Origin of the sequence: Pantoea latae, from assembly GCF_002077695.1 — a bacterium.
In the GTDB taxonomy this organism is placed as follows: domain Bacteria; phylum Pseudomonadota; class Gammaproteobacteria; order Enterobacterales; family Enterobacteriaceae; genus Pantoea; species Pantoea latae.
Genome location: NZ_MWUE01000017.1, coordinates 74,413 through 96,986 on the forward strand (window position 1 = coordinate 74,413; position 22,574 = coordinate 96,986).

Here is a 22,574-nt window from a genome sequence, read left to right on the forward strand (position 1 = left end):
TATAACCATTGAATGGTACTGAGCATTCATCGTTGTTAAACAGGCGGGAGACAATAATTTACTGAATTCATAACAACCTCTTAACAGCTTGTTGGTTGCACGGTTAAACTGTACAATTCAACCGACAAATACAGCAGAGGAAACCCTGATGATTACGATTTCCATGAGTGAAGCGCGCCAGTCGCTTCGCACCGTACTGGATCAGGCGCAGTCGCAGCCGGTAACGATAACCCGCCGCAGCGCGCCGGATATGGTGCTGCTTTCCGCTGCCGACTATGCCGTCCTCCAGCAGGCCCGCTTCGAACTGGCGATGCAGAAGATGCGCGGCAACGACACCAATCAGGCGGTATATAAGGCGCTGGCCGACAAGTGATCTTTTTTCTGGAGCTGGCGCAGGTGGAAGCGCTGCATGATGACCAGATCGAGCGTTACGGCGGCCTGCCGGGTGTGCGTGACCGTGGCGGCCTGGAGGGTATGGTCGCCCGCGTTCAGATGCAGCACTATTACGACAACGTGTCCGACCTGTTTGAGCTGGCCGCCGCTTATCTGCTGGCCGTGTCGCGAGGGCATTGCTTTTCGGATGCCAACAAACGCACCGCGCTGGCGTGCGCTGAAGTCTTCCTGCTGATGAACGGTATCGACCTGACGTTTCCGCCAGGGCTGGAGGATTACATCGCGGAGTGTGCGCAGGGGCTGCATGACCGGCCGGAGGTTGCTGGACGGCTGCGGCAGCTCGCGGCACCCTGAAACGAGAAAGCCCGCTGATGCGGGCTTTTTTAATCCATGACGGATGGCGAATGAGAAGACGTTTGCTGATGATCGCTGCGATTACTGGCGGCAGCCCTTATTCCGGGGCAATCAAATAACGTGCCACCGGCATCTGCTCCGCCTGATGAAAAGCATAAACGCGCGTCTGAATCTTTTGATCGTTCATGGTATAGCGTTCAAGCTGGCGCAGATGCTCCATCCAGGAGCCCACCACAAAGGTCTCCACGAAAATACCCGGCTGAAGAATATCTTCGTATACCGCCCAGTTGATGGCGCCGCCGCGATGGCGCACGCGGCGCATCTCCTGCATGCAGAGCGTAAAGTCATGCGCGTCCTGCTGGCGGATCTGATATTCATAGCTCACTCTGACCGGCCCGCGATCGTGATGAATATCGAGCGCCGGAACGGACTCGCCCATCTCGCTGACGTCCAGATTGAGATCGGGATCTTTATCCAGCCGCCAGCGCAGCACGGTAAGCGAAGCCAGCGCCATGCCCAGCGTCGCGACGCAGAGCGAAACCGGAATGCCGTAGCGCGACGCCAGCTGCCCCCAGATGGCGCTGCCTAGCGTCATCGAGCCGAAGAACACCGTCAGATAGACCGCCAGCGCGCGCGCTTTGACCCATTTCGCCGCGCTACGCTGCGCGCCGAGGTTGAGCGTGGAGAGCACGGCAATCCAGGCGAAGCCGGTGAAGAACTCACAGGCGTTAAGCAGCCAGAACTGGCGGATAAACGCCAGCGCCAGCATGGTAGCAGCGAACAGCAGGCTGGCCAGCACCATCAGCCGATCGGCGTTGAAGCGTTTACGCAGCCGCGGCAGCAGCACCGCGCCGCAGATGGCGCCCACGCCGATAAAGGCCAGCATGATGCCGTAGCCGCCAGGACCCAGCCCCAGCTCGCGGCGGGCCACTAAGGGCAGCAGCGCCCAGCCGGCGCTGCCGAAGAGGAAAAAGGCGACGGTGCGCACCAGCACGTTGCGCAGCACCGGCGCGGCGTGCACGTAGCGCAGCCCGGCGCGCACCGCCGCGAAGAAATGCTCTGGCGGCAGACGCTGCACGCTGGGCGCCTCTTTCCAGCGATAGAGCACCCAGGCGACGCCGAGCACCGACAGCGCGTTGAGCAGAAACACCATCCACGGCCCGGCGAACGACAGGATCAGGCCGCCCAGTGCCGGACCAATGGCGCGGCTGATGTTGATGCCGAGCGAATTAAGCGCAATCGCCGGCCCCAGCTCCCGCTTGCTGACCAGATCCGGCACGATGGCCTGGAACGGCGGCGAACTCATCGCGGCGCCCGCGCTCATCAGAAAAGCAGCGATCAGCAGCACCAGCGGCGTGACGTGCCCGGTAAAAGAGAGCGCGGTCAAACCGGCGGCGGCGATAAACACCCACAGCTGCGAAAACAGCAGGTACTTGCGCCGATCGACGATGTCGGCCAGCACGCCCGACGGCAGGGCGAACAGGAACATCGGCAGGCTGCTGGCCGCCTGCACCAGCGCCACGCTCAGCGGATCGGCGCTCAGCGTCAGCATGGTCCAGTTAACCCCAACGTCATTCATCCAGGAGCCGATATTGGAGACCACCGTCGCGATCCACAGCATACGAAACACCGGCTGCCGCAGCGGCTGCCAGGGCGACGCGGCGGCAGCAGGCGGGCTATCCTCGCCCGGCGTCACATCATGAACATCGTTAACCTGCGCCATGAGGTACCTCTGCGGGCGCGACGGCGCCGAGTCGCCACTGGCCTGGACCGGTTAACGCCAGCGTGGTGAAGATAATCAGCAGCAGCCAGCCAAACTGGCCCTCCGCGATGCTCCAGCCGGGATGCACCGCCAGCATCGCCACCAGCAGCACGCCGATAATCGGCAGGCAGGCGAGGCGGGCGAACACGCCAGTCAGAATAAATAGCGGGCAGATGACTTCGGCAAAAATAGCCGGCAACAGGCTCATCCAGGGACCGAGGCCGAAGGGATCCTCGATACGCGTCAGTTCTTCGCTGAAGTGGAACACCTTCGGCAGGCCGTGCACGTACAGCAGCAGCAGACAGCCGGTGAGGCGCAGGAAGAACAGCCCCGCATTAACGCGGGGCGGCTGAGAAAAAGCGCGCGTCATGATGATTAAAACGCGAAGCAGCTGCAGCCGAGCGCGCCCCAGAAGGCGTTCTCCTCGGACACCGGCAGGTTGGCGCCGCGCGCCACGTCATGAGCGTGGCTGTGCACGCCGCACGGGCCGCTGCACTGGTGCGGCATCTGCTGCATGCCGACGCGCGTCGCCGCCGTCGGCGGCGCGCTGCGGTAGTGACCGGGCACCTTCACCACCGGCGACCACTCAGGCAGCACCGGAATAGAGGGCGGCGCCTCGCCGCTGAAGGAGCCTGCGGCATAGACAACGTTGCCGTCCACCAGGGTCAGCACCGACTCAATGCCTTTGATCTCCTCTTCCGGCACGCTGAAGTAGTCTTTGCTCAGCACCACCATATCGGCCAGCTGGCCCGCTTTGATCTGCCCTTTTTTGCCCTGCTCGCTGGAGAACCAGGCGCTGCCCTGCGTCCACAGCATCAGCGCGGTGTCGCGATCCAGACGCGCATTGACGTCATACATCTGCATGCCGCCAACGGTGCGGCCGGAAACCAGCCAGTAGAGTGCGGTCCAGGGGTTGTAGCTGGCGACGCGCGTGGCGTCGGTGCCGAGGCCAACCGGCACGCCCGTTTCCAGCATGCGCGCCACCGGCGGCGTATGGCGGGTCGCTTCGATGCCGTAGCGCTCGGCGAAATATTCGCCCTGGAACGCCATACGGTGCTGCACTGCGATGCCGCCGCCCAGCTCTTTGATACGGTCGATATTGCGCTGGGTAACGGTCTCGGCGTGGTCGAAGAACCAGTGCAGGCCGTTGAACGGAATGTCGCGGTTAACTTTTTCGAACACGTCCAGCATGCGGCTGATCGACTCATCATAGGTGGCGTGCAGGCGGAACGGCCAGCGGTGCTCTACCAGGTGGCGCACCACGCGCTCCAGTTCATCCTCCATACCCGGCGCCAGATCGGGACGCGGCTCAAGGAAGTCCTCGAAGTCGGCGGCGGAGAAGACCAGCATCTCGCCTGCGCCGTTATGGCGGAAGTAGTCGCTGCCCTGGCCTGGCGTCAGCATATCGGTCCACTTCTCGAAATCTTCCAGCTCGTGGCCGGGTCGCTGCGTAAAGAGGTTATAGGCGATGCGGATCGTCATCTGCTTTTTGGCGTGCAGTTCGGCGATCACCTCATAGTCTTCGGGATAGTTCTGGAAGCCGCCGCCGGCGTCGATAGCGCTGGTGAGGCCGAGACGGTTCAGCTCGCGCATAAACTGGCGCGTCGAGTTGACCTGCTGCTCCAGCGGCAGTTTCGGGCCCTTCGCCAGGGTGGCGTAGAGGATCATCGCATTGGGACGAGCGATCAGCATGCCGGTCGGATTGCCGTTGCTGTCGCGCTGGATCTCGCCGCCCGGCGGGTTGGGCGTATCTTTGGTGTAGCCCACCACTTTGAGCGCCGCGCGGTTGAGCAGGGCGCGATCGTAAAGGTGCAGCACGAATACCGGCGTATCCGGCGCGGCTTCGTTGATTTCGTCCAGCGTCGGCATACGGCGCTCGGCGAACTGAAACTCGGTCCAGCCGCCTACCACGCGCACCCACTGCGGCGACGGCGTACGCAACGCCTGCTCTTTCAGCATGCGCAGCGCGTCGGCCACCGACGGTACGCCTTCCCAGCGCAGCTCAAGGTTGTAGTTAAGGCCGCCGCGGATCAGGTGCAGGTGCGAGTCGTTCAGCCCCGGAATGGCGGTATGACCCTTCAGGTCGATGACTTTGGTGCCTTCGCAGTGGTGTTGCATCACGTCCGCCAGGCTGCCGACTTCGAGAAATTTGCCGTCGCGGATCGCCACCGCATCCGCCACCGGGTTTTCGCGGTCGACGGTGTGAAACCTGCCGTTGGTGAGAATGACGTCGGCTTTACCAAGGGTAACCATAGGATCTCCTGAATTGAGTTGCCCGCAGCGGAAGGAGCGGCCGCAGACAGAGAGTTGTCCTGCGCTGTAGGCAGGATGCTGGGATAGCGGGATTATGATCGCGAGACGAGAAGAAGGTCTAGTTATACAAAGGGATAGGTATACCTTTGTATAGGTATACCTTCGTATAGTTATACCTAAAGATAATAGTGCGGCAAAAAAAAGGTTCCTACACTGCGCTCAGACAGTGACCGACCGGCAGCGCGATGAGACGCCATCCGGCCAGCAGGGTGGCTGTTAATTGACGCCGTTAAATTTTTCCCCGGAACTCAGCAACATTAACCTCAATGGGCACAAACATGACCAACCGCAAACTTGAAGTACTGACGCCGCAAAACTGCCAGATCATCTTTATCGACCAGCAGCCGCAGATGGCCTTTGGCGTGCAGTCTATCGATCGCCAGGTGCTGAAAAACAACGTTGTGGCGCTGGCGAAAGCGGCCAAAGTCTTCAATATTCCGACCGTACTGACCACCGTCGAAACGGAAAGCTTCTCCGGCAACACCTTCCCGGAGCTGCTGGACGTGTTCCCGGGCCAGGACATCCTTGAGCGCACCTCAATGAACTCCTGGGATGACCAGAAAGTGCGTGACGCGCTGGCGGCCAACGGCAAGAAAAAAGTCGTGGTGTCAGGACTGTGGACCGAAGTGTGCAATAACACCTTCGCGCTGTGCGCCATGCTGGAAGGCGACTATGAAATCTATATGGTGGCGGACGCCTCAGGCGGCACCACCAAAGAAGCGCACGACTACGCGATGCAGCGCATGATCCAGGCGGGCGTGATCCCGGTGACCTGGCAGCAGGTGATGCTGGAGTGGCAGCGCGACTGGGCGCACAAAGAGACCTACAACGCCGTAATGGACATCGCCAAAGAGCATTCAGGCGCCTACGGCATCGGCGTCGATTACGCCTACACCATGGTACATAAAGCGCCTTCTCGTCAGAAAAGCGAGCACCGTACCCTGGCGCCGGTTCCCGCCAACGTCCGCTAATCTGTTCAGCTGGCCGGCACGTAACGGGCTGGCCAGCCATGCATACAAGGAGGACCCATGAGTCCTTTCGTCATCTCTCTGGGCGCGGGCGTGTTGATCGGCCTGGTTTACGCGCTGATCAAAGTGCAGTCTCCGGCACCGCCGGCGGTGGCGCTGGTGGGGCTGCTGGGCATGATCGTTGGCAGCACGCTGGGCGGCAAACTGTTTCACAGCGAGACGTCCGCCGCTGTCCCGGCGCAGACGCAGTCCGCTACCGGAGAGCGGCGGGCGACCTCGCCGCTAACAGCGAAACAGGCGGGATAACCATGCTGAAAACCTATGCTATTTCGCTGGCGGCAGGTGCGCTGGCCGGCTTTATTTATGCCCTGATCGACGTTAATTCGCCCGCGCCGCCCATTATTGCGCTGCTAGGGCTGTTTGGCATGCAGGTGGGTGAACATCTCCTTCCGCTGGCGAAACGCCTGATTCATCGTCAGCCGGTTAACCTGCGCTGGTTTCGTCACGAGTATCACCATAAAATCGGTGACACGACCCCGCCCTCAGGTGACAAAGCCTCCTAAGGAAGCGCCTCACGCAGGCCTGAGCTTTATGAAAGGAAAACAGCATGCAGCTGTCGCAGCGCATTGTCGTCGTTGATGATGAACGTTCTGTCCGTAGCGGTCTGACTAATTTACTCCAGTCCGAGGGGTATCTGACCCAGGATTTTGAGTCGGCAGAATCTCTTCTCCTTGATGAAGCAGCGATGGCGAATGCCGCGCTTTTTATCATTGATGTGCAACTGAAGGGCATGAATGGTTTCGAGCTTTTCATTAATCTGACCCGGCGGCTGAAAAACCCGCCGGGCATTATTATTTCCGGCAACGGCGATGAGAACATGCTGCGCTACGCCATCAATCTCGGGGCGATCGCGTTTTTACCCAAGCCTATCGAAATCGACGCCCTGTTCGAGCATATCCGCGACGAGTTTGCCTCAAGGGGCGCACGTCAGTGAGCGCCTCTTCGCCGGAATTAGACGCAGACGAGAGCGATGGCTATCCGCTGTCGGATGAGTTTTGCTTCAGCCCGCTGGCGCAGGAGGGCAGTATCGACTGGCTGCTCGGCCGACACGCGGCGACCGGGGAGAGCGTGGTGCTCGCCACGGCAGCGAACGAGGCGGCGGTTTTTCAGGTCACGCAGCTGCTGAAGAATAGCTGGGATCTGCGCCACAGGCTTGCGGAAAGCTGGGCGCTTAAACCGCTGCGGCATACGCATTATCAGGGGCGCTACGCCCTGGTCTATCGCCTTTTTCACTACCGCACCCTCGCGGATGTGATGTGTACGCCGCCTGGCTCTCTGACGGAGTTTCTCTCGCGCGCGGTGATGCTCTGCGGCACGCTAAGCATGATGCATCAGCAGGGGCTGGTGCACGGCGATATCAAGCCCGCTAACTTTTTATATGGCGACGACGGCCGGGTGCGGCTCGGCGGCTTTGGGCTCTCGGCGCCGGAGAGCGACCTGCTGCAGCAGACCGGGCTGCCTTTTGCAGGCGGCACCCTGGCCTATATGTCGCCTGAACATACCTCGCGCTCGCGCCATCCGGTCAGTCGCGTTAGCGATCTTTATAGCCTCGGCATCGTACTGTATGAGCTGTTGACCGGCCGACTGCCCTACGGCAGCGCGGACGGCGGCCAGGCGGAGTGGGTGCATCATCACATCGCCTCGGAAGCCTTGCCGCCGCATAGCCTGCGCCCCGACGTTCCGCTGGTTCTCTCCTCTCTCTTGCTGCGGCTGCTCGCCAAATCCCCGGAGTACCGCTACCAGACGGCGGAGGGCGTGCTGGCGGATCTGCGACGCTGCGCGGCGACGCTGATGCCGGACGGCATGATCGACGCGTTCGCGCTCGGGCTGCAGGACGCGCAGCCCGCTAGCCTGGCACCCGATGCCCTCTGCACCGACCACCCGCAGGCCGCCGATATCCTGGCGGCGTTCGACGAGGTCAGCCGCAGCGGAAAGCACAGCCTGGTGGCGATAGGCGGGCCGCCGGGCGCGGGCAAATCCTCTCTTATTGCCTCGGCGCTTAAGCTGCTGCGCAACAAGAACGCCCTGCTGACGGTGGTTAAAGCGGATCAGCATTCCCCGCTGTTGCCCTATGCGGTATTTAGCGCCGCGTTTAAAACGCTGGCGCTTCACGTGCTTGGCCTGCCGAGCGAGGAGATGACGCGCTGGAAGTCGCATATCGCGCGTCTGCTGGGAGAGTACGCCGGGCTGGCGGTCAGTCTGGTGCCGGAGCTGGGCATACTGCTCGATCGGAAAGCGGCGCCAGAAACCCACAGGTCGACGCTTGAGGCGAAAAATCGCTTTGAGCGCGTGGCCTGTAGCCTGGTGAAGGCGTTTACCGCGCCCGGGCGTCCGCTGGTGATGCTGATCGATGACGTGCACTGGGCCGATCGGGCGACGCTGCAGCTGCTGCAGAACCTGCTCAGCCTGAGCGAAGATATCCCGCTTTTGCTGGCGATCACCCATCGGGACAGCGTCTCGCTGCCCTGTCCGACCATCGCCGACAATTTGCGGCGCATCCGCGCCTGCGCCGCGCGCATCACCGATATCACGCCTGAACCGCTGACTGAAAAAAATATCGCGGGCTGGCTGGCGGGCATGTTTCATACCCGCAGCGCGGCGACGGCGGAGCTGGCGCAGATGATCCACGAAAAAACCGCCGGCAACCCGCTGGCGACGCAGGAATTTTTTCGCCAGGCGCTGCGCGAAGGGCTGATTACCCATACGGCGCCGTTTCGCTGGAGCTACGATCCCGACGCGTTAAAGAACCGTCACTATACGGCGAACGTCGCTGCCAGCCTGTTGCAGCATCTGACCACGCTGCCGCGCCCGACGCGCCAGCTGCTGGGCAAATTAGCCCTGCTGGGCAGCGCGGGCGAACGGGAGACCATTGGCAACATTCTCGCGCTCTCGGCATCCGCTATCGCGGCAACGCTGCTTCCGGCCGTGTCGGCAAGGCTGATTGCGCTCAATGGCGCGGGATACGCCTTTATGCATGACAGCATGCACGAGGCGGCGATTAACCTGCTAAGCGACGAGGAGAAAGATCGCTTTCACCTCGCCGCGACGCGCTATTACATGCAGGCATCCAGCCCCGATATGATCCATGCGCTGCTGTTCAGAGCGGCGCATCACCTGCTCGCCGTTAACGATCTGGCGCGGCTGACGCAGGAGGCGGAAAGGTTCAGCCAGCTGCTGCTCAGGGCGAGCCGCCGGGCGAAAACCACCGGCGACTATCTCTCCGCGCTGCGCTACCTGCAGAGGGCGCGCCTGCTTAACAGCCGCGCGGCGAGCGCGGAAAGCGGCGAGTTTTTGCTGGAAGAGGCGGAGTGCGAATTTCTCAACGGCAACCTGCCGGCCGCGCTGGCGCTAAGCGCCCGAATAGAAGCCTCTCCCGGCGAGATAACCGATAAAGCCGAAGCGGCCTGCTTGATCGCGGAGATCCACATGCGCCAGTCGGACAGCCAGCGGGCGCTGGAAACCGCGCTGGCCTGGCTCGCGAAGTTCGGCATCGAGCTGAACCGCCATCCCGATCAGGCGGCGTGCGACGCGGCCAGGGCGCTGCTGAAAGAGGACGTGGGTAAAAACCCTTACGCGCGCTTCCGCTCTCTGCCGCTGGTGAGTTGCAAAAACAGCGAAGCCGTGATGAATCTGATGGCCAGCGCCAGCACCTTCGCGGCCTTTATCAATCCCCGGCTGCATTTTCTAATCCTGTGCCGGCTGCTTCATCTGACGCTGGCGCAGGGTTTGAGCGGCGCCTCCACGCTGGCGCTCTCCTGGTACGGCGTGGCGTGCGGCGACAGGTACGACGAATACAGCCGCGGCTTCGCCAGCACGCTGCTGGCGCGCGAGCTGGCGTATAAACACGATTTCACTGGCTTTAAAGCGCGCACGCTGCTGCCGCTCGATCAGGTCAGCGTCTGGACCATGCCGCTGAGCTACGCGGTGGAGCGGGCGAAGGCGACCTTCGACGTAGGCGTCGAAACCGGTGACCGGACCTCGGCCTGTCTGGCGCTGCGCCATATGGTGATGAACTATCTGGCGCGCGGCGATCACCTCGATGGGGTGCATACCTCACTGACGCGCGGGATGCTGTTCGTTCAAAAGGCGCAGTATCGCGACGTGGAAGTGATCCTGGCGATGCAGCTCGATTACGTCCTTTTCCTGCGCAAGCCGGCAGAGGGCGGTTTTTCCGGCGACAACTTTACGCCGCCGTCGCTGGCGCAGCGTGATCCGCATAGCGTCGGCGCCCCCCTGTACCTGATGCAGTTCTGGTCCCTGCTCTATAAAGGTATGGCCCACTTCTTCGCGCAGGAATATAGCGCGGCGGCGCTCTGTTTCAGCGAGGCGGCGCCGTTGACCGAGCGCATCCCTGGCCATGTGCATATGCTCGACTTCCATCTCTACAGCGCGCTCTCACTCACCGTGCCGCGAGAGACGGGCAGCATGGATGCGCCGTTGCGTCTGCGCCTGCAGCCGCATCTCGACAAAATTGCCATCTGGTCGAACGAAAACAGTAAAACCTTTGCCGACAAAGAGGCGCTGCTGCGCGCCGAGATGCTGCGCCTCGAGGGCGCGACGGCGCTGGCGGCGGAACAGTTTGAGAACGCGATAGCGCTGTCGCGCGAAGGGCAGTTCCACTCGATTAACGGAACGGCGTGCGAGCTGGCGGCGCGGCTGGCCTTAGACCGGGAGATGGCGTTTGCCGGCGAAGCCTACCTGAAAGGCGCGCTCGCCGCCTGGGAGCGCTGGGGCGCGGGCGCCAAGGTGCGCCAGCTGGAAACGCGCTATCCTGCGCTGGCTAAACCCGACCCCCAGAGCGCGCTGAGCACGCTCTCCTTTGAGCCGAGCGCGGTGATCAGCGACCTGCAAAGCATGGTGACGGTGATGCGCGCGCTCACCGAAGAAATTAACCTCGATCGCCTTATTCATACGCTGATGATGCTGCTGGTGGAGCGCGCCGGCGCGCAGCACTGCATGCTGATCCGGCTGACCGAGGGTAATATCCCGGAAATTCAGGCGCGCGCCTCGACCACCGTCGAAGGGGTAAAGGTGCGCATCGTACGCGAGCTGCCGACCGCCACCGATCTGCCGCTGTCGGTGCTGTCGGCGGTGATCCGCACCGGTCAGGAGATCCGCACCGGCAAGCCCGACGCGTTCAGCCCGTTCAGTCAGGATAATTACCTTGTCGCCTCAGGCGCCGCGGTAATGTGCGTGCCGATGTTCAGACAGGCGCAGATGGTCGGCGTGCTCTATCTGGAAAATCGTCTGATGCCCGACATCTTTACCGCCGATCACTCCAGGATCGTGGCGATGCTCGGCGCGCAGGCGGCGGTTTCGCTGGAGACCGCCCGTCTCTATGCCGAGCTGGTGGATGAGAACATTCAGCGACGCAAAATCGAAAAGCAGCTGCGGGCCAGCCAGACTTCGCTGATGCTGGGTGAGAAAATCAGCCATACCGGCACCTGGCGCTGGCATGTCGAGCCGGATATTCAATATATCTCCGATGAGTACAAGCGCATTATGGGGCTGCCGGAGGCGCAGGAAACCACCTCGATGGCGGAGTTTCAGCGCCGGGTTCATCCGGATGATATCGTCAGCCTGAGAGAGAAGATTGAAAACTGGGTGCGAACCGGCGATGTGATGCAGGCGGAGTTTCGTATCGTCCGGGATGACGGCGAATGCCGCTACATTAAGGGCATCGGCGAGCCCAATGAAAACTGGCCGGAGGTGGCGGAATATTTCGGCACGCTGACGGACATTACCGCGCAGCGCCACGCGGAAGACGCGGTCAGGATCGCTCAGGCGGATCTCGCCCGCGTGGCGCGCGCCACCACGGTCGGCCAGCTGACCTCTTCTATCGCCCATGAAATCAATCAGCCGCTGATGTCTATCGTCTCTAACGCCGGCGCCAGCCTGCGGTGGCTAAAGCGCGAGCCGGCACATTTGCAAAACGCCAGCCACAGCCTCGACGAGATCATTCGCGAAGGGCGCCGGGCCGGCGATATTATCCGCGGGCTGCAGGCGCTGACGCGCAACCAGACCGCGGAGTTCGCCTCGGCCAGGCTGCACCATATCGCGCGCGACATCCTTGTGCTTTCGCGCCTGGAACTGGAGCGCCGGTTCGTTGCGCTGGAGCTGGATCTGGCGGCCAAAAACGATCGGGTCTTTTGCGAGAGCGTGCAGATTCAGCAGGTACTGCTTAACCTGGTGATTAACGCCATCGAGGCGATGAGCGATAACAGCGGCACGCGGCTGTTACGGCTCTCTTCCTCGCATCCCGCCAGCAATCTGATCCGCATTGACGTCGCCGATAACGGCACCGGCGTCTCAGATGAGGTGATCGGACGCATCTTCGAGTCGTTTTATACCACCAAGGCGGAAGGCATGGGCATGGGGCTGACCATCAGCCGGGAGATCATCAGGCGGCACGGCGGCGAACTCAGCGCCGAGAACCGCCCGGAAGGCGGCAGCCTGTTCTGGTTTACTCTGCCGCTGGAAGAGGGGAAATGAAGGCGCTCCCGCTCCTGCTCGACGTAGCGGGAGCGCTACCCTGGCGACGGCCAGGCGTCGTTCAGCAGACCCAGCCGTTCCGCTATCCGCACCAGCTCAGAGGCGGAGCGCACCTGCATTTTCTCCATTACCCGGCGCTTGTGCACTTTCGCCGTGATCTCGCTGATCCCCATTTCGGCCGCAATCTGTTTATTCAGCAAGCCTCTGATAATCAATAGCATCAGCTCTTTCTCACGCGGGGTCAGCGACGCGTAGCGCTCGGTGAACAGCCGTTTTTCCTGTGAGAGCGCCGCGCTTTTCTCCGACAGAGCGAGCGCGTCGGCGACGATGCGTAGTAAATCGTCCGGCATGACCGGCTTGGTGAGAAATTCAAACGCGCCCGCTTTCATCGCCCGTACCGTAAGCGGAATGGTGCCAAAGCCGGTGAGAAAAATGGTGGGAATAGCGTGACCGCGTTCGGTGAGATCAAGCGAAACGTCAAAGCCGTCAAGCCCCGGCATGTTCAGATCGACAATCAGGCAACAAGGCGTGCGGTAATCCGTCAGGTTTAAAAACGCGGACGGAGAGGTAAAAGTTGAAAGGGTATAACCTTCGGCGCTCAGAAGGTTGTGCAGCGAACTGATGACCGATTCATCATCATCAACCAGATAAATTGTTTTATCCATAAAGACTCATTTTGACTCTTACGAGTTCTGTTTTTTACAGGCGGTTAAATATAACCTGAAAGCAGGGCTGGTAGAATCGGCAATTGTTCTCTGCTGGCGGCTTTATTATCTTTCTGTGCGATTTCATCCGATGGTCTCACTTTCCTTTCTGGCGGGCTATAAATCCCTGACTGCAATATCTCCCTTTTCTAAATATAAGAATTTACTCTGAGACTCTGCCGCACTTTTTTAACGTTAGCAGGAACAGCCCTACCACAATGAGCGCCACGCAAATTTTAACGCTGTTCATCACCCTCTCCTTAATCGCGGCCGCAGAAACTGATGCCTTCTCTGCGGCCAGCCACATCATTTAATCAACTCAGCGGAGATATAGGCGCCGTTGGTAAAACGCGCGCTGGTTATTTTATAAGAGGCACCCGCCTGTTTCGCCTGCTGCGCGATGGCGGCTTCGGCGGCATCCAGCGTTGCGCCGCTGGCGGTAATGCTCTGCGCCAGGCCTGAGAAAGAAACCAGCATAAAGGCAGAGGTGATGGCTAATTTTTTGATGATTTTCATGGTCGTCTCCAGTCGATTTAAAGGTTGTGATGGCGCGTCTGGCGCCGTTGAGATAAATATTATGCCGCTGACGCCACATTGAGAAGAGCGCTGGCGTGGTGAAATAAATCAGAATTTTTGAACGACTCAGGAGCCGGTGCATCGGCCAAAAGACTCGGGAAAAATCTTTTGCAATTATCTCTTGGTATAACTATCTGTTTGTATACCTATCCTTTTGTATAACTTCCTTTTTTACGCCGCTGCCTCGATACTCTCTTCTCTCTTTACCACCGGTTCGGCTGGCCGTCTGTTCCACAGCGTTTGTGACAACGATGGCTTTAATGGGAGCGGCGATGAGCACCGTTAATTGTGCTGAAAAGCGTGTCAGCACGCGACGTGACATCATGGACGCGGTTATCAACGATATTCTTCCCTGGATTGAAGAGAATCTTTTTGATGAATCTCTGAGGATCAAGAGCGTGACGGCGCGCAGTGGTTACGGTCACTGGCATTTTCAGCGTCTGTTTCGCCAGCACACCGGCATTAATCTGGCAACCTATATTCGGGTCAGGCGTATTATCCGCGCCGCGTTCTCGGTCGCCTTTTCGGATAAGCATATATTTGATATCGCGATTGAGAATGGATTTTCCAGCCAGCAAAATTTCAGCCGAACATTTAAAGAATATTTAAATCTGTCGCCGATCTTTTTTCGCCAGGCCTGTTCAGGGCAAGAAGCGGCCTTTAGACAATTAACCTTAGATCTGCATCGGGATTACGCTTTTCTGTTTTTCAGGTAGCTGCCAGCGGCGGCAAAAACAGCGCTGGCTGTCAGATTTAACCATGGGGATGTTAGCTGACCGGTTCTACCGGGAAAGTTGTCGTTCATCCCGAAGAGGAAGCAATGAAGGGACATATGTGGGCGCTGATGGCGTCTTGCGCGCTGCTAACCGGGCCGGTCAGCGCTGCGGAAATTTATAATACAGCGGGTAACAAACTCGATCTCTACGGGCTGGTGTCAGGGCTGCGCTACGTTAGCGACGATAAAAGCCAGGACGGCGACCAGTCCTATATGCGCATCGGTTTTAAAGGGCAGACACAAATCTCCGATCTGCTCACCGGTTACGGCCAGTGGCAGAGCCAGTTTAATGCCAGCCAGCCGGAAAGCAGCAGCGGTGCCATGTTTACGCGCCTCGGTTTTGCCGGCATTAAGGTAGGTGATTACGGCTCGTTTGACTATGGCCGCAACGTCGGGGTGCTGTACGACGCGCTGAGCCAGACCGATATGGAGCCGGAGTTCGACGCGCAAACCTATAACACCGATCAGTTTATGTTTCGTCGCGGCAACAGCCTCGCGACCTGGCGCAACAGCGACTTCTTCGGTCTGGTGAAAGGACTCGACTTTGCCCTGCAGTATCAGGGTAAAAATGCGGGCGGCGGCGAGCCAGGCGGCCGCGACGTGCTGCGTCAGAACGGCGACGGTTATGGCCTGTCGGTCGCCTACGCCTTCGGCGAAGGGTTTAGGGCGGTGGGCGCCTACAGCCGCTCCGATCGCACCCGTGAACAGAATGAAAGCCCCGGCATTATGGGACGCGGCGATATGGCGGAAGCCTGGTCGACGTCGCTTAAATATGACGCGCACCGGGTTTATCTGGGTGTGATGTACACGCAGGCGACTAATGCCTCGCGCTTTGGCAGCCGCCTCGGTTCAGGCATCTACGGCTACGCCAACCAGTCCGCTCTTTTCGAAGCCTTTGCGCAGTACACCTTCGACGCCGGATGGGCGCCATTTATCGCCTATAACCAGGCGCGGGCGACGGATCTGGGGCAGGCGGGCAACGGAAGGCGCTATGGCTCACAGGATCTGGTGAAGTTCGTCGACTTTGGCGGCTCCTTTTTCTTTAACCGCAACATGCTGGCCTACGTCGATTACAAGCTTAACCTGATCGATCGCAGCGACTTCTCGCAGGCGGCTGGCGTATCAACGGATGACATTCTGGCGGTCGGGCTGGTGTATCAGTTCTGAGCCGTTATTGCGCGCAGAGAGAACCGATCTCTCTGCATCTTTAAACCGTCCTGACGCGCAGGTATCACGATGTTACAGACTTCTGTTCAATCGAGCGTGACACCCCGGTTTTCCGGTCACCCTTTTGACGCCTCCCGGCCACAGGTTACGCTCAGCCTGAACCAGCGCCGCAGCACGCTGAACCTGTTTATTCCCTCCTCACTGCACGATGGCAAGGGAATATGGATCGCCAGCGGCGTCGCTGCCCGCGCGGGCGTGCGCGACGGGGCGGTCTTTAGCGTGATTCAGGCGATGATCGCGTGGATAGAAGATCATCTGGATCAGCCGCTGTCGGTCGACGCTATCGCCAGCCGGAGCGGCTATTCCGTCTGGCATTTTCAGCGCAAGTTCGCCCAGTTTACCGGCCTGAACGTCTATGAGTATGTGCGCATCCGCCGCATCATCGCCGCCACTTTCGCCCTGACCACCACCGACAAGGGGATCCTCGAGATTGCCGTCGAGAATGGGTTTAACTGTCAGGCCTCTTTTACCCGCACGGTTAGGCTGTTAACCGGCTATACGCCGGGAAAAATCAGGCGACAGTTCAGCCATCATCCTCAGCAGTGGATCGAGATGATCAAAACGGTGATCGCCCCGCAGCCGCTCGACATTGCCTGCTAGCCGAGTGGTGCGTTATTTGCGCTTATCGCCTGATAACAGTGGCGATAAACGTATATAGGGCACCATTTAACCTTCAACACTGACCGGGATACCTATGAAATCAAAAATGAAAGCCATTGCGCTGCTGCTGGCGATGCAGACAGGCGCCGTCTAGGCGGCGACAGCGGAAAACACCCCTGCGCCAACGGCGGGCGTCGCCGCGTTTCTTAAGGCGTTAAACAGCGGCGGCGGCAAGCCGATCGAGCAGCTTTCGCCCGCGGCGGCGCGCGCGGTGCTGACCGGCGCGCAGAAGGGCGCCACGCTGCCGCCGGCCAGCGTGTCGGAAAAAACCATCGAAGTGCTGGGCAAGCCGCTGACCCTGACCATCGTAAAGCCTGAAAATACCTCCGGCACGCTGCCGGTATTTATGTTCTTCCACGGCGGCGGCTGGGTGCTGGGAGATTACCCGACGCACGAACGTCTGGTGCGCGATCTGGTTAACGGCTCCGGCGCGGCGGCGGTATTCGTCAACTATACCCCTTCGCCGGAGGCGCATTTCCCGGTGGCGATCACCCAGGCATACGAGGCGACGAAGTGGGTGGCGCAGCACGGCGCGGAGATTGGCGTAGATGGCGCGCGTCTGGCGCTGGTCGGCAATAGCGTCGGCGGCAATATGGTCGCCTCGGTGGCGCTGCAGGCGCTGCGCAACCATACGCCCGCCATTCGCTATAGCGTAATGCTGTGGCCGGTGACCGATGCGGACTTCTCTGACGCCTCCTATAACCAGTTCGCCGAGGGCCACTTCCTGACGAAAAATATGATGCGCTGGTTCTGGGACAACTACACCCAGTCACAGCAGGATCGCAATAATATTCTGGCTTCGCCGCTGCGCGCCAGCGCCGCCCAGCTAAAGGGGCTGCCGCCGACGCTGATCCAGACCGCCGAACTCGACGTGCTGCGTGATGAAGGCGAAGCCTTTGGCCGCAGGCTGGATGCGGCTGGCGTGCCGGTCACGGTCACGCGCTACAACGGTATGATCCACGACTACGGTCTGCTGAACGCCCTCAGCCAGGAGCCGACGGTACGCACGGCGCTGCAGCAGGCGTCGTCGGAGATCAGGCTGCATCTGGAAGCGACGCGCTAAAAAGGCGACCCGCCGCGCTGTTAACCTGGCGCGGCGGGTTTACTGCGCCTGAACGCAAAAAAGGCCGCCTTGCGGCAGCCCCTTCTGGCAACTCCTTTTGCGACCATCCTTATTTAGTCAGTTGCGCCGTCATATGCACCTGATTGCCCGCATAGGCTTCGGTGATGCTGTAGCCGGTGCCGGCCATTTTCGCTTTGGCGGCGATTTGCGCTTCGGCGCCGTCCAGCGTGGAGGCGGTGGCGGTAACGGTCTGCGCAAAGCTGGCTGAAGAGATCAGAGAAAGGGCGGCAACTACAACGAAAGTTTTGATGGTTTTCATGGTCGATTCCTTAAAGTTTAGTTTAATGTGTGAGGCGTTTTGCCTCGATGGAATGCATACTAAACCTGCGGAGCCGTGCTGAAAACCGGATAACATTGCTGAAAGACTTCAAAAAAATTGAATGAAAGCTGGCGCACTTTCGCCTTGCCGAGGAGCCGGTCAAGGGATGCGGTTAGCGAGAAAGGCGCTGAGGCGCCGCCGGGCTGTCCACCGTCGCAGAGATAAACGCGGGATGCGAGTGCATCAGCGCGGTGATCCCCTTTAGCTGCTCGCGCAGCAGCGCGTGAAGCTGACGGATCGCCGGGGAAAACTGTTTGCGATGCGGGCAGACCAGATTAAGCGGCACGCTCTCGCCAGGCTGCTGCGGCAGTATCACCTCCAGCCGTCCCGCCAGCACGTCGCTGCTGACGTCAATCCAGGATTTGTAGGCCACGCCCATGCCCGCCACCGCCCAGCGCCTCACCAGATCGGCATCGTCGCACAGCATGCGGCTGCTGACGGTAAGCTGACGCTTCATGCCGTTTTCCGGAAACGACCATTTATCGTAGACCTGCCCGTTAAGGGTAAAGAGCAGGCAGTGATGTGCCAGCAGATCGTCCAGCTGCGCGGGCCTGCCGAATTGTTGCAGATAGGCGGGCGAGGCGACCAGCACGCGGCGGTTATCCTCCGCCAGCGGCAGGGCAACATAGCTGCTGTTCTCCAGCCTGCCGTAGCGAATGGCGATATCCACCGGATCGCGAAACACGTCGCTGACCTGGTCGGACAGCGAGATGCGCAGCGAAATGCCGGGATGTTTTGCACAGAAGGCGGTGATCGCCGGCAAGATAATGTTGCGCCCGATATCAGAGGGAATGGCCATTTTTAGCTCACCCTGCATTTCATCGTCGCTGCCCTGCAGCCGCTCCGCGCCCGCCTGCAGGATAGCCAGCATCTCCTGCGCGTAGGGCAGCCAGGCTTCGCCTTCGGCGGTGAGGCGCAGGCTGCGCGTCGAGCGGGCAAAGAGGCGTTTATTCAGTTCGCGCTCGAGGCGATTTATCGCCGCGCTGACCTGACCGGGAAGAATATCGGCTTCGCGGGCCGCGCTGGAAAAGCTGCCCAGCGCGGCGGAACGGACAAACAGCGTAACATCTTCAAGACGAATCATGCAGACTCCGGGAGGCGCAGGCAAAGCCGGTCGATGCCGAACGCGTCACGCCGGCCAGAATGCCTTTTTTGTAACAGAAACAGCGGTCTTGCGCCACCGGGCGAGACCACTCGCCCGGCTCTCCCGGCGCTTTAGCACTCCACCCACGTCGCTCCCGCCTCTGCCGAGCGCACGCAGTTCTCTACCCAGCGCACTCCGGCCAGGCCGGCATGCACGTCGGGATACCAGAACGAGCTGAGAAAGGCGGCGTCGCCGCGATCCGTCGCATCCATCGCCAGCGCGAAACGGCGATAAAGGTTGGACCAGGCTTCGAACAGCCCTTCCGGGTGGCCGCCGCCGATGCGATCCTCCTCCAGCGCGCGCGGCGCGAGATAGCCCATGCCCCGCTCAAGGATGCGCACCGGTTCGCCCTGCACCTCATAGCGCAGCTGATTCGGCTGCTCATCCCACCACTCCAGGCTCGCGCGGGAGCCGACGATACGAACTTTTTGCCCGTGCATCGAGCCGCAGTTGACGGCAGACGCCCACATGCTTCCCACCGCGCCGTTGCTGAACTCCATCAGAACATAGGCGTTATCCTCCAGCGGCGCGCGGCTGGCGATAAAGCTCTGGCGGGCGCACAGCAGGCGTTTCACCTCGAGTCCGGGCACCATAGTTTCGGCGATAAAAAGAGGGTGAGTCGCCAGATCGCCCAGCACGTAGCTGGGGCCAACAAAACGCGGATCGACGCGCCAGCGGGTGCTGGGGTTTTGCAACTCGACCGCTTCGTTATGGAAGCCGTGGGCGAACTGCATGTTGATAATGCGGATATCGCCCAGCTCGCCTGCGCTGATCATCTCGCGCGCCTGCTGGATCAGCTGATGGCCGGCGTAGCCATAGGTGACGCCGACGATCTTTTTGCGCTCGACGCTCAGGCGTTCCAGCTCGTCCGCCTCCTGCGCGGTAAAGCAGAGCGGTTTTTCGCACACCACATGCAGGCCGGCCAGCAGCGCCGCCCGGCAAATGGCGAAGTGCGTGTTGTTCGGCGTCGCCACGGAGACGGCCTGTATGCCGTCCGGCCGGGCGGCCTCCCCGGCAAACAGGCTTTCGTAGTCGGGATAGCAGCGATCCGGCGCTACGCCAAGGGCGGTGCCGAACGCCACACCGCGCGCCGCGTCGATGTCAAAGGCGCCCGCCACCAGAGTAAACGTATTGTCGCGCAGCGCCGCCGAGCGGTGGATATAGCCAATCTGGCTGGTGCCGCCGCCGCCGACCATGCCCCAGCGCAGCGAGTGTTCGAGAGGTTTGATGCCGTTAATCATTGTTTTCTCCTCAAAATCCAACCGATTGCAGATAGTGCAGACTGGCCGTGACGTCGCGCAGGCTGGTGTCGGCATCACGCGGATCGCGCTCCTGCTCGATGGTGATCCAGCCCTGATACTCACGCTGCCGCAAAAACTGACGTATCTGCGGATAGTCAATGGCGCCGCTGCCAAGCGGGCACATCACGCCGCGCGCGCAGGCGGTGAAAAAGTCGAGCCCGTCGGCGATGGCGCTGCGCCACACCGCCTCGTTGATATCCTTGAAGTGCAGGTAGTCGATGCGCGCCCAGTATTTATCCAGCGCCGCCAGCGGATCCATGCCGGAGTAGTAGAGGTGGCCGGTGTCGAGGCAGAGACCGGCGACAGAGTGCGGAATGTCCTGAACCAGCTGCGCCAGCTCATCTTGATACTCGATGCATCCGCCGGCATGAGGATGAATAACCGGCCGAACGCCATATTCGTTCCAGGCGATCTCGCTGAGCAGCGTGATGTGTTTCATCATGGTTTGCCAGTCGGCGGCGGAGAGGCGCGGCGCTTTTTCCGACTGTCCGGCCAGGGCGGCGCGCTGCGGATTGCCGAAGTCGATCAGCACCAGATAGGGCGCGGGAACATTCTCGCCGTGTATCGGCTCGGCGCGCGGCACCGCGCTGAGATTGCGGCAAATCTGATGCGTCAGCGCCATCATCGTCGGGAAGTTCTCTTCGCTGACCAGATCGTCGAAAATGGTGCCGGCCACCAGCGACAATCCCTGCTGGTTAAGGGCATCCGCCAGCTCATCCGCCTGGGTGGGAAGATAGCCCCAAGGGCCGAGTTCAATGCTTTTGTAGCCAGCCTGCGCCGCTTCATGCAGGACTTTTTGCCACGACGGCAGCCAGGGATTGTTAGGGTCGTCTACACCCCAGCTGCAGGGCGCGTTGGCGATCATGATTGTCATAAGGTTTTCTCATCAGGTTGTACAGAGGGATGCGAGGCATTACCCGGCGTCAGGGAAAAGCGGTCAAGGACCAGCTGCTCCATTTTTTCCAGCGCGACGCCTTTGGTTTCCGGCAGGTATTTGCGCACAAAGCCCCAGGAAATCAGGCAGCACACCGCGAAAATCAGCAGCGGAAAGCCGCCCCTGAAATGGGCCATCAGCCAGGGGTTTTCATTCATCATGGGAAAGGTCTGGCTGACCAAAAAGTTGGCGATCCACATGGCGCTGATGGAGAAACCCATCCCCGTCGCGCGCAGCCGGTTGGGAAAAATTTCGCCAATCACCGTCCACACCACCTGCGCCCAGGTGGCGCCGAAGATCAACATAAAGCCGAACAGGCCGATAACGGACGCCATGCCCTGCGCGCCGCTATAAAACGGGACGAAGGTGAGTGTCAGACAGAGCGCCGCGCCCCAGGAGCCCACCGAAAGTAAAATTTTTCTTCCCAGCCGATCGATCAGCGCCATCCCCACCAGCACACCGATAAACTGCATAACGGCCAGCCAGATCGTCATGAACATCGCTTCCTGCATGCTGCCGGTGATATTTCGCAGCAGCGAAGGGCCGTAATACTGAATGACATTAATGCCGGTCAGCTGGTTGAACAGCGCCAGCCCCACGCCGATCACCAGAAAAACCAGGTTCTTTTTGGTAAAGCGCACGGCTTCGCGCGGTTGCCTGACGTCGGTGGCGGAGGGCAAGGAGGCTTTGATTTCCCGCAGAACATTCTGCGCATGGGCGGCGGATGAGATCCGGGTCAGGGTTTTCAGGGCGCGATCGTCGTGGCCTGCCATCACGTTCCAGCGCGGGGTTTCGGGAATAAAGCTGACAAAGATAAAAAACAGAAAGCAGGGCACGAAGGCGGAGCCCAACATCCAGCGCCAGCCGGATTGACTCAGCCACTCCGGCGAGGCGTCTCGGGCGATAAGATAGTTGGTCAGCAGCACCAGCACCTGGCCGCCGACGCAGCAGATCATATGCATCGTCATGGCGCGCCCGCGGTAATCTTTCGGCGCCACTTCGGCGATATAGACCGGAGAGACCACCGACGCCATGCCGATGCCCAAACCGCCGAGGATGCGAAACAGCACGAAGAGTTTGAAATCGGGCGCCAGCGCCGTGCCGATGACCGAGGCGACAAACAGCACGGCGGTCAGCAGCAGGGTTTTCTTACGCCCGTAGCGATCCGCGCACTGTCCCGCCACCAGACATCCCACCACGCAGCCGATAATAACGTTTGAGACCGCCCAGCCGGTTTCCGCTGGCGACAGGCGATAGTGCTGGCTCAGCGGCTCAATGGCGCCCGAGATAACCGACGAGTCGTAGCCGAGCAGCAGTCCGCCCAGCGCGGCGACGCAGCAGACCGACATAACATAGGCGATATTATGGCGCTGTTGAGAGGGTGGCATAGAGTTCTCCTGCAGTGTGAAGTGCAGGCAGTATCAAACAAACATTTCATTCGCAACAACTATGAATATTTCATTTTCTGA

Annotated in this window: 20 protein-coding genes and 1 pseudogene; 11 read left to right on the forward strand and 10 right to left on the reverse strand. The window is 60.4% G+C overall.

The window, feature by feature from the left end; translation table 11 throughout:
- Positions 1–148 precede the first annotated feature (148 nt).
- Both B2J69_RS11810 and B2J69_RS11815 read left to right on the forward strand, forming a co-directional pair.
- Entirely contained in the window at positions 149–373 is a 225-nt protein-coding gene (locus tag B2J69_RS11810) for a type II toxin-antitoxin system Phd/YefM family antitoxin (protein WP_081139485.1), read from the forward strand.
- Positions 370–747 (forward strand): type II toxin-antitoxin system death-on-curing family toxin, encoded by a 378-nt coding sequence (locus B2J69_RS11815; protein ID WP_081139486.1) that lies wholly within the window; start codon positions 370–372, stop codon positions 745–747. Before B2J69_RS11810 ends, B2J69_RS11815 begins: the two co-directional genes overlap by 4 nt.
- Positions 748–844: 97 nt before the next feature.
- Here B2J69_RS11815 and B2J69_RS11820 read toward each other — a convergent pair whose 3' ends face one another.
- From B2J69_RS11820 to B2J69_RS11830, 3 genes are read right to left on the reverse strand one after another with little or no spacing between them, the layout of a single operon-like run.
- Entirely contained in the window at positions 845–2,470 is a 1,626-nt protein-coding gene (locus tag B2J69_RS11820; RefSeq protein WP_081139487.1) for an MFS transporter, read from the reverse strand.
- The gene (locus B2J69_RS11825) at positions 2,457–2,879 is read right to left on the reverse strand and encodes a DoxX family protein (protein ID WP_081139488.1); all 423 of its coding nucleotides are present in this window, start codon (positions 2,877–2,879) and stop codon (positions 2,457–2,459) included. The genes B2J69_RS11820 and B2J69_RS11825 overlap by 14 nt, the downstream gene beginning before the upstream one ends.
- 5 nt (positions 2,880–2,884) lie before the next feature.
- Positions 2,885–4,762, reverse strand: coding sequence for an amidohydrolase (locus B2J69_RS11830; protein ID WP_081139489.1), 1,878 nt, complete (start codon positions 4,760–4,762; stop codon positions 2,885–2,887).
- 338 nt (positions 4,763–5,100) lie between these two features.
- Here B2J69_RS11830 and B2J69_RS11835 point away from each other — a divergent pair, with 338 nt between their 5' ends.
- From B2J69_RS11835 to B2J69_RS11855, 5 genes are read left to right on the forward strand one after another with little or no spacing between them, the layout of a single operon-like run.
- Positions 5,101–5,793 carry a hydrolase gene (locus B2J69_RS11835; RefSeq protein WP_033755763.1) on the forward strand — a complete coding sequence of 231 codons (693 nt, stop codon included), beginning with the start codon at positions 5,101–5,103 and terminating at the stop codon, positions 5,791–5,793.
- 57 nt (positions 5,794–5,850) lie between these two features.
- Positions 5,851–6,096 carry a DUF1427 family protein gene (locus B2J69_RS11840; protein ID WP_081139490.1) on the forward strand — a complete coding sequence of 82 codons (246 nt, stop codon included), beginning with the start codon at positions 5,851–5,853 and terminating at the stop codon, positions 6,094–6,096.
- Between the two features lie 2 nt (positions 6,097–6,098).
- The gene (locus B2J69_RS11845) at positions 6,099–6,353 is read left to right on the forward strand and encodes a DUF1427 family protein (protein ID WP_081139491.1); all 255 of its coding nucleotides are present in this window, start codon (positions 6,099–6,101) and stop codon (positions 6,351–6,353) included.
- A 44-nt stretch (positions 6,354–6,397) separates the two neighbouring features.
- Entirely contained in the window at positions 6,398–6,784 is a 387-nt protein-coding gene (locus B2J69_RS11850; RefSeq protein ID WP_081139492.1) for a response regulator, read from the forward strand.
- Complete coding sequence (locus tag B2J69_RS11855) at positions 6,781–12,342, forward strand: trifunctional serine/threonine-protein kinase/ATP-binding protein/sensor histidine kinase (RefSeq protein WP_081139493.1); 5,562 nt, start codon at positions 6,781–6,783, stop codon at positions 12,340–12,342. Before B2J69_RS11850 ends, B2J69_RS11855 begins: the two co-directional genes overlap by 4 nt.
- A 35-nt stretch (positions 12,343–12,377) precedes the next feature.
- Here the strand turns inward: B2J69_RS11855 and B2J69_RS11860 are convergent, their stop codons facing one another.
- Positions 12,378–13,007, reverse strand: coding sequence for a response regulator transcription factor (locus B2J69_RS11860; RefSeq protein ID WP_081139494.1), 630 nt, complete (start codon positions 13,005–13,007; stop codon positions 12,378–12,380).
- A gap of 345 nt (positions 13,008–13,352) precedes the next feature.
- Positions 13,353–13,562: a YdgH/BhsA/McbA-like domain containing protein gene (locus tag B2J69_RS11865; RefSeq protein ID WP_081139495.1), complete on the reverse strand. Its 210-nt coding sequence runs from the start codon at positions 13,560–13,562 to the stop codon at positions 13,353–13,355.
- Between the two features lie 332 nt (positions 13,563–13,894).
- Here B2J69_RS11865 and B2J69_RS11870 point away from each other — a divergent pair, with 332 nt between their 5' ends.
- The 4 genes and pseudogenes from B2J69_RS11870 (at position 13,895) to B2J69_RS11885 (ending at position 17,347) form a co-directional block, all read left to right on the forward strand.
- Positions 13,895–14,338: a helix-turn-helix domain-containing protein gene (locus tag B2J69_RS11870; protein WP_158083432.1), complete on the forward strand. Its 444-nt coding sequence runs from the start codon at positions 13,895–13,897 to the stop codon at positions 14,336–14,338.
- Between the two features lie 104 nt (positions 14,339–14,442).
- Entirely contained in the window at positions 14,443–15,564 is a 1,122-nt protein-coding gene (locus B2J69_RS11875) for a porin (RefSeq protein WP_081139497.1), read from the forward strand.
- A gap of 69 nt (positions 15,565–15,633) precedes the next feature.
- Positions 15,634–16,224, forward strand: a complete 591-nt coding sequence (locus B2J69_RS11880) for a helix-turn-helix domain-containing protein (RefSeq protein ID WP_081139498.1) — start codon at positions 15,634–15,636, stop codon at positions 16,222–16,224.
- 94 nt (positions 16,225–16,318) lie between these two features.
- Positions 16,319–17,347, forward strand: a pseudogene (locus B2J69_RS11885) (alpha/beta hydrolase).
- A 109-nt stretch (positions 17,348–17,456) separates the two neighbouring features.
- Here B2J69_RS11885 and B2J69_RS11890 read toward each other — a convergent pair.
- The 5 genes from B2J69_RS11890 to B2J69_RS11910 all read right to left on the reverse strand — a co-directional run bounded on the left by B2J69_RS11890 (position 17,457) and on the right by B2J69_RS11910 (position 22,493).
- On the reverse strand, positions 17,457–17,666 hold the full coding sequence (locus tag B2J69_RS11890) for a YdgH/BhsA/McbA-like domain containing protein (protein WP_081139499.1): 210 nt from the start codon (positions 17,664–17,666) through the stop codon (positions 17,457–17,459).
- A gap of 172 nt (positions 17,667–17,838) precedes the next feature.
- Positions 17,839–18,810: a LysR family transcriptional regulator gene (locus tag B2J69_RS11895; RefSeq protein ID WP_081139500.1), complete on the reverse strand. Its 972-nt coding sequence runs from the start codon at positions 18,808–18,810 to the stop codon at positions 17,839–17,841.
- Positions 18,811–18,941: 131 nt separating this feature from the next.
- Complete coding sequence (locus B2J69_RS11900) at positions 18,942–20,111, reverse strand: Gfo/Idh/MocA family protein (protein WP_081139501.1); 1,170 nt, start codon at positions 20,109–20,111, stop codon at positions 18,942–18,944.
- Positions 20,112–20,121: 10 nt separating this feature from the next.
- A complete protein-coding gene (locus B2J69_RS11905; protein ID WP_081139502.1) occupies positions 20,122–21,045 on the reverse strand; it encodes a TIM barrel protein in 924 nt (307 codons plus the stop codon).
- Positions 21,042–22,493: a sugar porter family MFS transporter gene (locus tag B2J69_RS11910; protein ID WP_081139503.1), complete on the reverse strand. Its 1,452-nt coding sequence runs from the start codon at positions 22,491–22,493 to the stop codon at positions 21,042–21,044. The genes B2J69_RS11905 and B2J69_RS11910 overlap by 4 nt, the downstream gene beginning before the upstream one ends.
- Between the last annotated feature and the right edge of the window lie 81 nt (positions 22,494–22,574).

Bases quoted from the DNA above. Each gene is read 5' to 3' on its own strand.
- B2J69_RS11840 (WP_081139490.1), top strand. From the start codon at position 5,851: ATGAGTCCTTTCGTCATCTCTCTGGGCGCGGGCGTGTTGATCGGCCTG.
- B2J69_RS11850 (WP_081139492.1), top strand. From the start codon at position 6,398: ATGCAGCTGTCGCAGCGCATTGTCGTCGTTGATGATGAACGTTCTGTC.
- B2J69_RS11835 (WP_033755763.1), top strand. From the start codon at position 5,101: ATGACCAACCGCAAACTTGAAGTACTGACGCCGCAAAACTGCCAGATC.
- B2J69_RS11905 (WP_081139502.1), bottom strand. From the start codon at position 21,045: ATGACAATCATGATCGCCAACGCGCCCTGCAGCTGGGGTGTAGACGAC.
- B2J69_RS11870 (WP_158083432.1), top strand. From the start codon at position 13,895: ATGAGCACCGTTAATTGTGCTGAAAAGCGTGTCAGCACGCGACGTGAC.
- B2J69_RS11875 (WP_081139497.1), top strand. From the start codon at position 14,443: ATGAAGGGACATATGTGGGCGCTGATGGCGTCTTGCGCGCTGCTAACC.
- B2J69_RS11880 (WP_081139498.1), top strand. From the start codon at position 15,634: ATGTTACAGACTTCTGTTCAATCGAGCGTGACACCCCGGTTTTCCGGT.
- B2J69_RS11860 (WP_081139494.1), bottom strand. From the start codon at position 13,007: ATGGATAAAACAATTTATCTGGTTGATGATGATGAATCGGTCATCAGT.
- B2J69_RS11830 (WP_081139489.1), bottom strand. From the start codon at position 4,762: ATGGTTACCCTTGGTAAAGCCGACGTCATTCTCACCAACGGCAGGTTT.
- B2J69_RS11900 (WP_081139501.1), bottom strand. From the start codon at position 20,111: ATGATTAACGGCATCAAACCTCTCGAACACTCGCTGCGCTGGGGCATG.
- B2J69_RS11820 (WP_081139487.1), bottom strand. From the start codon at position 2,470: ATGGCGCAGGTTAACGATGTTCATGATGTGACGCCGGGCGAGGATAGC.
- B2J69_RS11890 (WP_081139499.1), bottom strand. From the start codon at position 17,666: ATGAAAACCATCAAAACTTTCGTTGTAGTTGCCGCCCTTTCTCTGATC.
- B2J69_RS11825 (WP_081139488.1), bottom strand. From the start codon at position 2,879: ATGACGCGCGCTTTTTCTCAGCCGCCCCGCGTTAATGCGGGGCTGTTC.
- B2J69_RS11865 (WP_081139495.1), bottom strand. From the start codon at position 13,562: ATGAAAATCATCAAAAAATTAGCCATCACCTCTGCCTTTATGCTGGTT.
- B2J69_RS11910 (WP_081139503.1), bottom strand. From the start codon at position 22,493: ATGCCACCCTCTCAACAGCGCCATAATATCGCCTATGTTATGTCGGTC.
- B2J69_RS11845 (WP_081139491.1), top strand. From the start codon at position 6,099: ATGCTGAAAACCTATGCTATTTCGCTGGCGGCAGGTGCGCTGGCCGGC.
- B2J69_RS11895 (WP_081139500.1), bottom strand. From the start codon at position 18,810: ATGATTCGTCTTGAAGATGTTACGCTGTTTGTCCGTTCCGCCGCGCTG.
- B2J69_RS11810 (WP_081139485.1), top strand. From the start codon at position 149: ATGATTACGATTTCCATGAGTGAAGCGCGCCAGTCGCTTCGCACCGTA.